Raw genomic sequence first — 14,272 nt, 5'->3', positions numbered from 1 at the left:
TACGCGTTGCATTTCTACGATATCGCACCGTACTTAATGACCACAGGACCCAATAAACCTGAAGGCAATAGCGGATCATCTGGTTTAAAAACAATATTGGTATTGGTCAGGCGCTGCTCCTTAGGTAAAGCAGCATCGCCAATTAAACGATTGGGCCACTGATTGATCACTTCAATCGCTAATTCATTTCGTCCTGATCTTACCACGGTACTAATATCTACCTGCCAAGGCGCCGTCCAAATGACGCCTAAGTCTTTTCCGTTTACCCAAACCTGTGCTATATTTTTTACGACACCTAAGTCCAATAATAAGGTTTCGTTCGTTTTCCGTACTTTCAAATCAAATTCCGCTACGTAACTTGCTTTACCCGAATAATATTTAATTCCTTTATCTGCATGTTTACTCCAATCGATTAAGGTATCAAACACGATATGCTTAGGTCCTCCCCAAGCGGGATCAAAGGCAACTTGCCAAGGACCATTAATGGACGTTAAGGTTGATAATCTTTCCCTACCTTGCCACAGCCAGGCCTTACCACTTAGTTTTGCCCGGTTGTTGACCTTAGGAAAGACTACAAAAATCGACTGAAAAGCTTCCAACACAAAGGGTATCGCTGTCCTAGCTGCCCTTTTTTTAAATGATGGTTGCGCGAGCTGTCCGCTCACCGGATCCCATAATTCTGGGTTACAGTCTTGCACACGGAATAGTACTTCAACTTGTGCCTGCTGATTTTTTCGATTGGTTAGGAAATAAATCTCGGCTGCTGCTGTTGTTCGATGAATATAATCCAACCATACATCTGTACCTTGATATTCCACATCTGGCATTACCCCATCTTGTTGCAACACCTCCCGAATGCTTTCACCATAAATTATACGCCCCTTACCATAGCTTCGGCGTGTCATCTGTTTTCCATCCACTGCTCCCCAAACTTCCGCGCCGATGGCTTGTATTGCCTCATCACAGGTCGGATAATGAAATAAGCCCGTATCACGTTCAGGAGCCTGCCCAATAACGGTGGCCCCATCAGCCACTAATGCTTTTATTTTTTTTGCCACAGCCAACGGCATCCGCTTATCGTCGGGTAACACCAATAGCCGATAGCGCATGCCATCGGGTAATACGATCCACCCATCCTTAACCGATAAACGCGTTAACAATACTTCCTCATTGCAAACATCGTAATCGTAACCTTTGCCAAGCGCTGGATCGATATGCTTTTGTTCCACCAAGTTCGGTGCAAGGTCACCGTTATAATACAGCACATCGGCCACAAATTTTCCAGACTGTAATAAATACTGACAACGAGCAATATAGGAAAAGAAGGATGCTGATTTTTCCCACCACGTTACATTGGGATTAAAATGGGTGCCGGCACCATATTCATAACCGGGCTTTCCATCTTTTGGACGAGTGGCTGTAGAAGTATGGATGGCAATACGGTTAATCCCTTCACAATAAGCCCTATCCAGTGCCTGTTTTAGCGAGCCGGGATAATCCAACCAGTGCCGCATCGTGGTGAAGGCTTCCGCAGAAGCCGTTTGCCGCCCGTAAATATGAGCGGCTGAAGCGGTCATCTTCGTCACCTTGTTCTGCCCTTTGTCTAGACGAGAAATACCGTAGGATTTATCATCCGTCAAGGTCGACTGGTCTTCATGATTAGGGCCTAACCAAAACTCGCCCATAGGAAAATCACTACGCCCAAGGTTCTTTAGGCCATCAAGGCAAATAGTCCCTGAGCGACTGGGACCCGCAGCCTCGTTCTGCACCAATAAACCATGTTGATGGCATAAGTTGGCGAAATGGCCATAATGCTCATCTGCCATACAATCAGCAATCGTTTTTCGATAATCATTGAGAAAACGATCCGATATTTCGGCACTGCCGATCATAAAACCCGACAATACTGGTAAATAGGGCTTAGCGTCGTAACCTCTATAGTGCCTAAACTTTTCGAGAATCTTGCCTGTCCAGTTAGGGAAGCCATCTTCAAAGCTGTCATCACAGAAGTAAACGGGCTTTGCACCCACTTTTGCAGCCTCCTCCAAAAAGATTTTTCCTAAATTTTCAAATTGGAGGTCAACTCCTGCTCGGTCAAACCAGTCGATCGACAAACCGTCAGCTTCTGGCTGGGCGATCATCAATCGTGAGCCGGTCATCCGATGCCCAGTACGGACTATCGTCCAATTGCCCGGAGGCACTTCCCATTTTAAAACGCCATCGGCGGATAGGTAGGGGCTTAAATCTATTACCTGCTCTAGCGGTATCGCCTGGTCTCCCGGCTCAATTTTCCATGCTTCTCGTGTCGGAATCATGATATCCGTAGCCAACGCAAAATTACTCGCATCCTTACGGTTTGCCTTAGCTGTGAGGATGTCGCCCCTCCTGCCATTAATCCTATATTGCTCACCGTCCGGTGTCAGTAAGGCGACAACCGATGTGTCCTGATAATCCAACTGTTCCAGTGGCAAATGGAGGTATTCTTTAAAACCTGGCGGATTGAACACATGATCATAACCGTCTGCACTTCCAGGTAAAGGTAACTTAGCGGAGAACTTTTGTGGACCTTTTACGCGAAGCGTACTTTGCAAATACCAGCGTCCAGCATGTTTTGGATCAACCCACGGTCCTCCCATACACCAACCGGAACTCAAATTGATCCCAACCGCGATATCTAGTCTTTTAGCTTCTTTCATGGCATGCCGATATAAGACTTTCCATTCATCGGAAAGAAATTTGGCCCCTTGCGGGAATGGCACACCTCCCAACCCTCCGGCAGAATTTACTAAAAGTACCGCCCCCATTCCTTTTTCCCTAAATTCTTCCAGATCACGGGTGATACCTTCCTCATCCACCAAGCCGTTAAACCACCACCAATAGCAAGAAGATTTATAGGCATCCTGTGGGTTCATAAAGCCACTTAATAGCTCCTCCTTTCCGGTCTCAAATGGTTCGCTTACCAAGGTCCCCCACCAAGGATTCGTTTGGGCTGTTAACGTTAAATGGGCGCTTACGACGGTTCCTGTTTGAATAAATTTTCTACGATTCATAGTATCCTCTCCTATGGCCAAACCACTACGCTAACTGAAAAAGGTTTCAAACTGACTTGAGTAGCTGATAAATGCATTGTCGATGGTGGATTATCACCCGTTGATGTATCGACTTGATAGAGCATTGCGCCCTGTGGCAGGCTGGCGATTTTTAAATCAACCGGCTTGTTACGTTGATTAATCAGCAGAAGCTTTTTTGCTTTGGCTGTTATAAAGCCTTGTGCAGACACTTCCGGAACAGTACTACGGGTAGTAACCAATTGATCCCCCGGTCCGAAATGATCTTTAACCAACTTCAATACCCAATAACGTGCATTAGGTTTGGCATTGGTCCAATTCATCATACTCACATCGGGGAATTGAGTGGGATATCCCACTAGCTGCGATTCGCCAGCTACATCAATCCCAATTTTGGTCAATTCCAAATAAAGATAGGCATACATGGCACCTGCTAAATTCCAGTATTCGTGCGGAATGGACTCTTGATGATCATGACCTGTAAGAATATTGCCTATTTCATTGATTTGTGTAAAAGTCTGTGGCGCCAATCGTTTGCGTATATTTTCGATATACCGAACACGATCTAAGAAAGCATTTGCCTGATCAAAAAAGCTATATTGGTAATAATCCAACTCAATTTTATCTGGAGCCGGTCGACCGTAAAAATGATACGAAACACCTTCTAAAGGCACATCTGCTTGATGGTTTTTAGGATTCAGAAAATATTCAAACCATTCGGGATTGGTTTCGTGAGCTACCGAGATGCCTACAAATTTGGTTGCCGGTGCTATTTTTTTTAACGCCGTGACCACTGCGTCGTAAATTTTAGTATAATATTGTGGTGTCATACGATGTTCCAAATCGGGTTCATTCAGCACTTCCCAATAAGGAAAATCATAATGTAAGCCAGATCTATGAAATTTGCCGAGCTCATCAGTAAAACCTCCTTTGGTATACCAGCTGAATAGGCGCACATAGTAATCGGCCACTTCTTTCAAGGTAGTATCCCGTAATTCCGTTCCTTGATTATATGCCCAAAAAGGTTCGTCTGGATTACTAGGATAGACAACCTTCTCTTTAGTTTTAAACATCCATACGGGTATGGTACTGAAATTCATCACAACAGAATGTCCTCTCTGCGCCTCCATAACGTCTTTCACAATGGGGTCAATGCGACTGAAGTCCCAAAAAGTTTCCGTTGCCGTAGGTGCTTTCAGTTCCGCAACGGCTACTTGCGGATAAGGAAACCAAGGCACAAAACGTACATAATCGGCTCCCATCGCTTGCAAAGCCTGAAAAGTACCCTCATGTATAGGCGAACCTTTTTTCAACATCGGGTTATAGACCACTTGTAAAGTAGGCGTGGTCTTGGATAGGCTTGTTTTCTGATTCCATTGAACGGTAACTGAACGCTCTTGCGCCCAAACTACATTTAAGGTAGCAACGACAATAGCGATCCATCCCAGCATTTGTTTTTCTACACGTTTGCACATACTGATTTCTTTCATAATTTATTGTTTTAAGGTTATACCATAAGATAAGTTCCTGATTCAACGTCATCTCTTAACCATAGGCTGTGTTTGATTTTAACGACCATTATAAGAGGTTAGGATAATCGGAAATAATACCATCTACGCCCATTTTCTTCAGTCGGTCAATCTCTTCCTTGCTATTTACTGTCCAAGGTATAACTTTCATTTTCATCTTATGGCATGCTTCCACAAGCGCTTTGTTTACCAGAGTATAATCGGGGCTATAGATATCCGGCTGGAAGGAGAGTTTTTTAAGATTAGCTTTCAGATCTTTCTGCGAAGCGCCAACGAGATAAGCAACCTTTATTTTACCAGGATAGTCACGGTGTACCGTTTCGAGCATACCAACATCAAATGCCTGAAATATAGCACGCTTAGCGATACCTTTAGCCAAGATGATATCCATCATTTTTTTGACAAAATCAGTACGAAAAGAATCTGTTATCGTATAGGCAGGGCCCGCTTGAATATTATATTGCGGAGATCTTAAATGCTTTTTTTTAGCATACCATTCTGTTGTATCAATAAGTTCTGCAAATCGCGGTATAATGGCAGATATTTTTTTCTGCTCTGGAAATTCAGGATGCGGTTTCATTCCAATATCGTATTTTGCCACCTGCACATAAGTTAAGTTTTCCAACCGGAGTCTCTTTTCTTCCGCTTTGGTTAACGCATGGCCATTCGTATCGAGACCAAAAACGGAAGAAATATAGGGATCATGGGATACAACCAATTGTTTATCTTTGGTTATATACAGGTCCATTTCTAAGGTGCAATCCCAATCTAAGGCATTTTTCATCGCTACTATTGTATTTTCGGGCATAAATCCCCTACCTCCACGATGCGCTTGTTTATCAAATCCATGTTGTGCAAAAACGATTATTGGTGATAATATGACCAATACACTTAACACGCTTTTATGATGTGTTCTTTTCATTTTTCGTTTGGATATTCTTGTGTTTTAACCATATCCTCACAATACCGTGAAGCAACAGGAGGTACCTCCTTAGTATTGTAGATTTATGATGCTAACGGGCCCAAATAAACCCGCTGGCAGTAGTTTTCTGTTTTTCATATCCACTGGCGATTTAATCGTCCAGGTGAATCTTTTAGCTTCTGGTAAATCAGCATCGCCTATCAATCGGTTAGCCCAGGTATTGGTCACCGCAATCTTGACTTCATTTTGCCCCGGCTTCAACGCTTTGCTGATATTTACCCGATAAGGTGCCGTCCACGCCACCCCGCAATTCACGCCGTTAACGTATACTTCGGCTAAATTAGCCACCCTTCCTACATCCAACCATATATTATCCGATGCCGTATTATTTTTCCAGTCAAACTGCTGTGTATACAAGGCAGTCCCCGAATAGTACTTAATTGCCGAATCGGCATGTGTACGCCAATCCTGTAGGGTATTCAATACCACAGGTTGTGCTGGACCGCCATAGGCTGGATCAAAAGTAATTTTCCAAGGTTTGGTTAAATCCATTAGCAATTTGGCGATTGGCCAATTCGTATTTTTTTGGGCAATATGGTCATCATCATGTTTTACCACTACAAACAGAGAACCGTGAGCGTCCAATTGTAAAGGCAATACCGTGCGCCCACCTACTCGTTTCCAAGTACCTGCATCACGAATGGTAGCCGTTAAGGGATCCCATAATTGTGGTGAACCCTCCGACACGCGTAAGGATAGATTTACGATACGTTGTTCTTCCTGTTGATTTGCAACAAAATAAATATCATAATCGGTACTTGCACGATGTGTCCAGGCAATACCCGTAGCCGCACGACCTTTTTGATCGGTACAAATAATGTCACGTTGCATGTTTAACTGATTAAAATTACGATCTTGATAAACGCCAGAAAACACCTTTAAGCCCGATGTAGTGGCCAATTCTCTGATTATTTGCTTAAGGCGACTAGCGTTGTCTTGTAAGCCAGTTATTTGCTGCGGTAACTCGCCGAGAATGATTGTGGCTCCCGATTTAGCGAGCTCCAGCAGCTTTTCGGCAATTTTTACAGACATTATTCCATCAGGCGACAACGATTGTGTTCCAGGAACAACGAGTACACCATAGCTGGCACCATCAGGAAGTTCAATCCGACCATTGTTTACCTTGGCTAAGCGCAATAGTACATCGGGATTAAACGAATCGTAGGCATAACCTCTTAACGGATCTATCCAATTTTCTGGATAGGCCATATTAGCTGAGGCGGGAAATCCCTCACTGATCGTCCGTAACGGAATCCCCTCATTGTTGAGCCGTTCTTTTTCCTGCTCCACCCGTTGCTGCCCCACGATACCGGGAAGTATATTGACCAATTTTTCGGGCAAGACTGCACGTCTTGGTGTTTCTTCACCGGTAAATACCGCAACATCGACAACCGGTCTCCCTTGCTGAAGCATAAACTGACAACGCCGGATATAATCTATACACGCCCGTCCGGGTTTCCACCATGTTTGATCCCGCTGAAAATATACACCAATGCCATCCAATGTCATCCCGGGTTTACGATCCATCCATGGATTATGTGTATTGACATGCATTACATAACGGTTAATGCCCATTGCAAAACTTCTATCCGTTAATGTTTTCAACATGGCGGGGTGTTCGTCCCATAGCAAACGAAGTTCTGTAAATGCTTCGGCCTGGATAATATTTTTACCGTAAACATGGCCGCCTGATACAGCGTCCAAAATATCATTGGGCTTATCGTGCGTAGGGCTGCGATACCAAAATTCGCCCATGGGAATGTCTACTTGATCAAAATACAGCATACCATCACTAACCATGGTTGGTGCCGTTGCCTCAGCACTGAAGCTACAGTCTTTTTCGTGTGCAAGTTTGCTTAAGGTACCGAAAAAATTATCTGTGACCAGCTCCGATATGGTTTGGCGAATGTCGCTCAACACGCGTTCTGACGAGTCGGCACTTTGAATGGGTACGCCGGCCATAACAGGTAAGTAATCCAAAATATCGTAGCCACGCCTTTTTCTAAACTCGGCAGCAAACACAGTCGACCAGTTTTGACTACCGCACTCCCAGCTATCCACATGAAACATACGTATGATTTGCCTTAACTGCATCTCGCTATTTTGTGCCAACGCTTTTGCAAACCATCCGTTAAACTGTACCCTAGCCGCTTCTGGATTAAATTTATCACACTCCAGTCCTGTAGCACCACCAGCAGCAGCGTTTTGATGGCCAGTTGAGGTATGCCCCATTCGCAATATGGTCCATTTTCCCGGCGGAACTTTCCAGTGAAGGCGACCATCGACCGTTACATATTTTGAAATATTCAATAAATGATTACGAGGTACACATAGACGATCAGGCAACTGTTCTTCCGTTGTACGTTTGCTCACCCGCCAAACCGCCCCACTTTTTCCTTCAAACTGGTGAATTTTTGGTTCAGCAGAAAATGTAATTCCCCGCACACTCAACTCAGGTGCCCATTTAGCATAGTCCAGTTCTTCAGAACCGGGTTCAGAACCCGTTTTATCAAAAAGTAAGCGAAAATAACGGGCCTTTATCTGCCCAATACTATATGTCATCGGTTCATCCATATCTTGCCAACCGTGCCGAGGTGCCTCTAGTCTGCCTATTGACTTAAAGTGTTTTCCATCGTTGCTTACAGCTAACACCAGACGCATGGCCTGATAATTTTTATTTGCTCGGATAACCAGTGATCGGGCAGAGAAAGGCTGTTCAAAGGCAAACTGAATCCAGCAGTTCGTTTTACTCGTAAAATCCTTTTGGTTTTCTGTCTCGGCTAAATATTGTACGTCTACTCCCGTACTGCTGGTAATTTTCGGAATTGCCTGTAAGGCCTCTTCTCCTTGTACCGGTGAAGGGTAGGCATATACTGCGATATCCCGGTAATAGTTCTGGTATGCTTTCGGAGTGCTTAATACAACATCAACATCTCCTTCGTTAACCTCTGTTTTTGTCCATACCACACGTTGCATAGACCATTCGGGGGTAATCCAAGGGCCTCCCGCAAGCGCCCAACCATCGCAAGATGTCATCGCTAATTTTATACCAACGCGCGCTGCTTCTGCGATAGCAAAGCGAACCATTTCCCACCATTCTGTGGAAAGCGGCACAATAGGCGGGCTAATGTAAGGAGGATCAGCCGTTCCCCGAACGGTCATTAAATATGCACCTCCTATGCCCTGGGCTTTCATGGCTTCGAGATCAGCCTTAATCCCTTCCCGAGTTACGGCAGAACGCATCCAGTACCAGTACACCCAAGGCTTAGCCTCTTCCGGAGGTTCATGAAAACCTTGAGTCAAATCGGCAAAAGAAGGCGATTGTGCATACACGAATTGTTGTCCGCATAGCCCATATACCGACAATAGATAAAGGAGAATTAAACGCTTTATATCCATTATTGAATCTAAATCTTCCGGCTAATATCCTGGATTCTGTGTTAATTCAGGGTTCAATTCTCTTTCAGACTGCGGAATAGGATAAAGCAAGCGGAATGCTGTGACCTGAAACGACGTTGGCGGCAAATACGAATACTTTTGCTTCATCACTTCGCCAAAGGCCGATAGGATTTCAATGGTTTTTCCAGATCGTAATAAATCAAACCATCGGTGGTTCTCAAAAGCCAACTCTACCCGGCGTTCATGGAGAATAATCGTCTTCAGTCGTTCTGGATCCGTTTCCTGAATAGCTGCCTTACCAGCACCAAAAGCACGATCCCTTACTTGATTGAGATACGTCAATGCCTCTTGCGCTTTACCTTGTGCATTCAAAGTTTCTGCCAGCAACAACAAGGCATCAGCATAACGATAAACTGGCCAGTTATCATCTGTATTGTTCGCCGTTGTATGCGGATTAAGGTATTTTTTAATATAGGGTACACCTATTTTTCCTTCGGCTGGGGTATAATCTACAACACTTTTGTTTGCAGATATTGTGAACACATTACTTGCATTATAGGTCCCTTCAGCAATACCGATAGACGCATCCAATCGTTTATCGCCTGATTCGTATGCGGCAATCATATCATCTGTTGGTGTATTCCAGCCGCCAGTACCCGTATTGTTCGTAGCAACACCTGTTATCATTTCCGTATTGGTACTTCTTGGCAAGAACTGGTAAATGAAATTACTCTGCTGTCCACCTTGGGCACCTTCCCGATATTGTACTTCAAATATAGACTCCCGACTATTCTTGTTAGCTGTAGAAAAAACATCAGCATAATTAGCCAGCAATTGATAGCCCATTTCAGGCAGGGTTTTCAATAAGGTTTCGGCTTCACTATAGCGTTTTTGTGTGACATAAACTTCAGCTAGCAATAGCGTTGCTGATCCCTTTGTTGCGGCACCACTTTGCGGAAAACCTGCTGGTACTGCCAGTTCTTCTATCGCAGCAGATGCATCGGCAATGATCTGATTATACACTTCAGCCGCTGGCGAACGTGGCAAAAAAGCATCCTCAGCTACTTTAGTTTCTTTTAGGTACAGCGGAACATCACCAAAATAACGTACTAATCGAAAATAATTAAAAGCCCGTAAAAATTTAGCCTGCCCGTCAATGTCTTTACGTGCTGCTTCATCAATATTGGCCAATGGTAGCCGTTCAATCACAATATTAGCTCTTGAAATCCCTTTATAACAATGGAAATAAACCGCATTGGTATACGAATCATTCGTTGGATCAGTGAAATTGGCAATATTCTCTCGGTATTGATTGGCTGTACCCCGGTCTACGTCATTATACTGGTAATGGGTATTGTCTGTCCGCATTTCCGCCGTAAAATAATCGTTTGTCATTAAATCACGTAGCGGTTGATAGGCAGCAGCTAGTGCTTGCCTAAATTGATCTTCGGTTTGATAAAAGGTATTCCCCGATTGGGTGTCCTCAGGCGACAAATCGATAAAGCTTTCTTTGCAAGATGCCAAAATGAAGCACGATAGACAAAACAGATAATATATCTTTTTCATGGTTTTATTCTTATAATGTTCTATTATTTGAATGAAGTATTAATCCCTATGGCGAATGTACGGGGTATTGGATAAGCATTCTCATCAACACCGATACCATTGGTTGCGTCTAAACTATTTAAATTGATCTCCGGACTCATACCGGAATAGCCTGTGATCACAAAAGCTTGCTGAACCGAAGCATAAACCCTTAAGTTCTTTAATAAGAGCTTATTCTTAAGCGGAACGGTATAACCTAAAGAAATATTTTTCACGGTTAAGTAAGAACCATTTTCTACCCATTGGGTATTAACCGACCGACCGATAGCCGTTGTATTGCTTAACGTACGTGGGTAAATTCCTGAGCCCGGATTTTCTTCCGAACGCCAATGGTCTGACGCCGCTGCTATGAGATTTCGGGAGCCATCCATATTGGTTAAATAAGCCCATTTCACCGCATTCAATAATTTGCCACCAACAGAACCGGCAATAGAAATGCTTAAATCAAATTTTTTATAGCGGAAATTATTGGTAAAGCCAAACAAAAAATCGGGTGTGGGGTCACCAATAAAGGTACGATCATAATTATCGTCCACTACGCCGTCTGGCACGCCATCCGGACCAGAAATATCCCGCATTTTTAGCGTACCAACGGCAGAGTAATTGTTGCCCGATACATAATGGGCAGAATTCGCCAAATCGGCCTCATCTTGATAAAGGCCTTCGTAAACAAATCCATAAAACTCACCTAAATGATGCCCTTCCTGATTGCGAAAATAGTCGGAAGTCACCGTATTATTACGACGGATAAACCCAGGACTTACCAAGGATTTGATAAGGTTTCGATCAAAGGAAATATTAAAACTTGACGTCCATTCCAGTTGCCCACCGGTTAAGTTCGTTGTATTGACGCCAAATTCGTGACCCCAAAATTCGAAAACACCGATATTATATTTTATATTGGAAAAACCAGACGCCTGGGGCAGAGGCCTATCTTGGATCATACCATCAGTTATTTTATGATAATAATCGTAGGTAAAAGCGATTCGATTGTTTAATACCGTTAAATCTAACCCAATGTCAAATTGCTTATTCCGTTCCCACCGTAAGTCGGAATTTCCTAAATTTCCAATCGTATTTCCGGGAACCAAACCACCATTCAGCACATAATCATACTGGCCTAATGTGGCGATATGTACATAATTTGCGAAATCATTATTACCGGTAATACCATAGCTCATCCGAAGCTTCAGTAAATCAATGGCACCAAAGCGCTCCATAAACCGCTCATCACTGATGACCCATCCTGCTGATATCGATGGGAAATAACCATATTTCTCATTTATGCCAAAACGAGAAGAACCATCCCGTCTAACCGCTCCTGATAATAGGTATTTCCCCTTATAATTATAGTTTAAGCGCGCAATCGCCGAGAGCAAGGAATACTGCGTAGCATTACTGCTACCGCCGCTAATTTCGGTAGCCGCGCTAAGCCATTCTACATCATCACTAGGAAAATTTATCCCTGTAAGTGTATTGCTTTCCTGATCGAATTTCTGTACAGAATAACCAATCAGCGCCTCAATATGATGATCATTAAAAAACGTTTTGGTATATTGTAAATTAGCCTCTGCTGTCCAGGAATAATTATCCACCGAACTGCTGGTTCCTGAAGCAATACCAGACATGATAGCCGTAGAGGGTACAAAATAATTCCGCGTTTCAGCACCTTTATCGATGCCTAAATTGGTGTGTAAGGTCAGCCCCTCTATAAAATCATAATCCAAAAATGCATTGCCTAAAATACGAGTCGTTTTATAATCATCTTTAATTTGGGTGAATTGCGCATAAGGATTGAGATCGGTAACCATTCCCGGTGTATTTACATTAAGCGGCAGACTACCATCAGGGTTTACTGGCGGGGTAATCGGGCTAGCTTCGATCGCTTTTTGAAACAAGCCTCCAACACCGTCGGTACTTAATCGGTTATTATGGTCAATGCGATAGCTTGGCGCTACGTTAAACCCCATTCTCAATTGGTTACGTTCGCCCAACCGGAGTTCCTGATTCAGACGCAAGGAAAAAAGTCGCGTACCATTATTAATGATAACTCCTTGTTGTTCCTGATAACCGGCCATTACAGCAGAAGAAGATTTTTCGCCCCCAGAAATAATGGAAAGATCATAATTCTGGGTAGGTGCTGTTCGGGTCAGCACATCAAACCAATTCGTCCCATCACCATACTGTTCCGGATGTTGATAAACAGGATCTAATGTTCCTGTAAAGTTTTCATATTTTACCTGATCTTCATAGCGATCTTTCATAAACTGCGCAAACTCGCGGGCTGTCATCATACGAGGCACCTTATTCATGGGGATTTTCTGCACGCCATAGCTTCCGTTAAACGTAATACTGGATTCGCCCGACTTAGCGTGCTTCGTCGTAATGAGGATGACGCCATTAGCTGCCCTAGAACCGTATAGCGCCGTAGCAGAGGCATCCTTCAAAACGGTAAATGTTTCTATTTCCGATGGATTAATATTATTGATACTCCCCGTAATCGGCATACCATCGATCACAAATAAGGGCTGGTTTCCAGAAAATAAAGAAGCCGCACCTCTAATGCGAAAGGCCATACCTCTACCGGGTTGCCCACTGCTTTGCGAAATCTGTACCCCGGCAACTTTTCCCTGTAATTGTTGCGCAAATTGTCCTACCGGCATATCTTGTAAAGCGGTAGCACTAACCTCTGCTATAGAGCCCGTAACATCCCGTTTACGTTGCTTGCCATAAGCCACTTCCACCTCTTTTAACTGCACACTTCCATTCAATAAGATATCCAGCTCCTGTACTCCTCCTGCTGTTATTTTGATATTGGGATGCACTGATCGCTCATATCCTACATAACTGGCTATGATGGTATAAACTCCTGGAGCAGCACGAAGGGAATAGTTTCCCTTGGCGTCAGTTTTCACACCGATTGACGTCCCTGAAATCATAATCGAAGCTTCAGATAAAGGTCCCGATTGATCGCTGACTTTTCCTTTTAAGACACCAGTAGTTTCCTGGGAAAACACCGATAAACTACTCAATAGCATTCCGACGAACAAGAGATGAAAAAAGCTGCCTTGTCGCACAAATTGGTTGATTCTTTTTTTCATTTTAAAATGTTTGTTTTTTTAATAACAATGAAGGTTGCCTAGACTTTTACTTTTATACTTTTCTTCGTTGAAGGAGCGCTTGCTTTTGCTTCCATCAGATCATTTGTTTATGACCATCCGGTTATCCAGAACATTCAGTAAATCTACTGTATGCCCATATACATCAGAATTTCTTTATACGTTTTGCCATTATTTGTTAGTTTATATCGGTCAATCAACGAATTGGATAGGATAAAAGTAAGCGCTAGATTGGTAATGCCCGTCATGTACTGTCATGGTATTTTTAAACAAAAACAAATATATTTTAACAATATTAAATACAGTTTAACACATTATTAAACCTATTTAAATTTTTTATTAAACAGATTTAACACAAAATCAATCGCGAAAAAGGACGATTAGCGCGGATAATCACTTATATATGGGTAAAAAAACGTAAAATCGGAGCGAAAATTTGAGTACATTAGTGTAGTAAAATTTATTTAAAAATAATTTTAAATAAATTTTAATTTAACACAAGAGAAAAAAAAGCTAACTCGTGTATAAATAGGAGATGTTATTGCACCCAAAGCGCGCATATTAATGCGT

General features: G+C 43.1%; 7 protein-coding genes. All 7 read right to left on the bottom strand.

The features are described 5' to 3' along the window. Positions 1-14: 14 nt before the first annotated feature. The 7 genes from ABD930_RS02410 to ABD930_RS02380 all read right to left on the bottom strand — a co-directional run bounded on the left by ABD930_RS02410 (position 15) and on the right by ABD930_RS02380 (position 13,950). Positions 15-3,050 (bottom strand): glycosyl hydrolase, encoded by a 3,036-nt coding sequence (locus ABD930_RS02410; RefSeq protein ID WP_345230091.1) that lies wholly within the window; start codon positions 3,048-3,050, stop codon positions 15-17. Positions 3,051-3,061: 11 nt separating this feature from the next. Continuing rightward, the gene (locus tag ABD930_RS02405) at positions 3,062-4,558 is read right to left on the bottom strand and encodes a glycosyl hydrolase family 39 (protein ID WP_345230090.1); all 1,497 of its coding nucleotides are present in this window, start codon (positions 4,556-4,558) and stop codon (positions 3,062-3,064) included. A gap of 88 nt (positions 4,559-4,646) precedes the next feature. Beyond that, entirely contained in the window at positions 4,647-5,519 is an 873-nt protein-coding gene (locus tag ABD930_RS02400; RefSeq protein ID WP_345230089.1) for a glycerophosphodiester phosphodiesterase family protein, read from the bottom strand. Positions 5,520-5,588: 69 nt separating this feature from the next. After that, complete coding sequence (locus ABD930_RS02395) at positions 5,589-8,978, bottom strand: glycosyl hydrolase (protein ID WP_345230088.1); 3,390 nt, start codon at positions 8,976-8,978, stop codon at positions 5,589-5,591. Between the two features lie 21 nt (positions 8,979-8,999). Next, positions 9,000-10,544, bottom strand: coding sequence for a RagB/SusD family nutrient uptake outer membrane protein (locus ABD930_RS02390; protein WP_345230087.1), 1,545 nt, complete (start codon positions 10,542-10,544; stop codon positions 9,000-9,002). A gap of 23 nt (positions 10,545-10,567) precedes the next feature. Beyond that, a complete protein-coding gene (locus ABD930_RS02385; protein WP_345230086.1) occupies positions 10,568-13,684 on the bottom strand; it encodes a SusC/RagA family TonB-linked outer membrane protein in 3,117 nt (1,038 codons plus the stop codon). A 143-nt stretch (positions 13,685-13,827) separates the two neighbouring features. Next, complete coding sequence (locus ABD930_RS02380) at positions 13,828-13,950, bottom strand: hypothetical protein (RefSeq protein WP_345230085.1); 123 nt, start codon at positions 13,948-13,950, stop codon at positions 13,828-13,830. Positions 13,951-14,272: the final 322 nt, after the last annotated feature.

Source organism: Olivibacter ginsenosidimutans (assembly GCF_039542865.1).
In the GTDB taxonomy this organism is placed as follows: Bacteria; Bacteroidota; Bacteroidia; order Sphingobacteriales; family Sphingobacteriaceae; genus Olivibacter; species Olivibacter ginsenosidimutans.
This window is presented reverse-complemented; position numbering and strand designations above follow the sequence as displayed.

Bases quoted from the DNA above. Each gene is read 5' to 3' on its own strand.
- ABD930_RS02410 (WP_345230091.1), bottom strand. From the start codon at position 3,050: ATGAATCGTAGAAAATTTATTCAAACAGGAACCGTCGTAAGCGCCCAT.
- ABD930_RS02405 (WP_345230090.1), bottom strand. From the start codon at position 4,558: ATGAAAGAAATCAGTATGTGCAAACGTGTAGAAAAACAAATGCTGGGA.
- ABD930_RS02380 (WP_345230085.1), bottom strand. From the start codon at position 13,950: ATGACGGGCATTACCAATCTAGCGCTTACTTTTATCCTATCCAATTCG.
- ABD930_RS02400 (WP_345230089.1), bottom strand. From the start codon at position 5,519: ATGAAAAGAACACATCATAAAAGCGTGTTAAGTGTATTGGTCATATTA.
- ABD930_RS02390 (WP_345230087.1), bottom strand. From the start codon at position 10,544: ATGAAAAAGATATATTATCTGTTTTGTCTATCGTGCTTCATTTTGGCA.
- ABD930_RS02395 (WP_345230088.1), bottom strand. From the start codon at position 8,978: ATGGATATAAAGCGTTTAATTCTCCTTTATCTATTGTCGGTATATGGG.
- ABD930_RS02385 (WP_345230086.1), bottom strand. From the start codon at position 13,684: ATGAAAAAAAGAATCAACCAATTTGTGCGACAAGGCAGCTTTTTTCAT.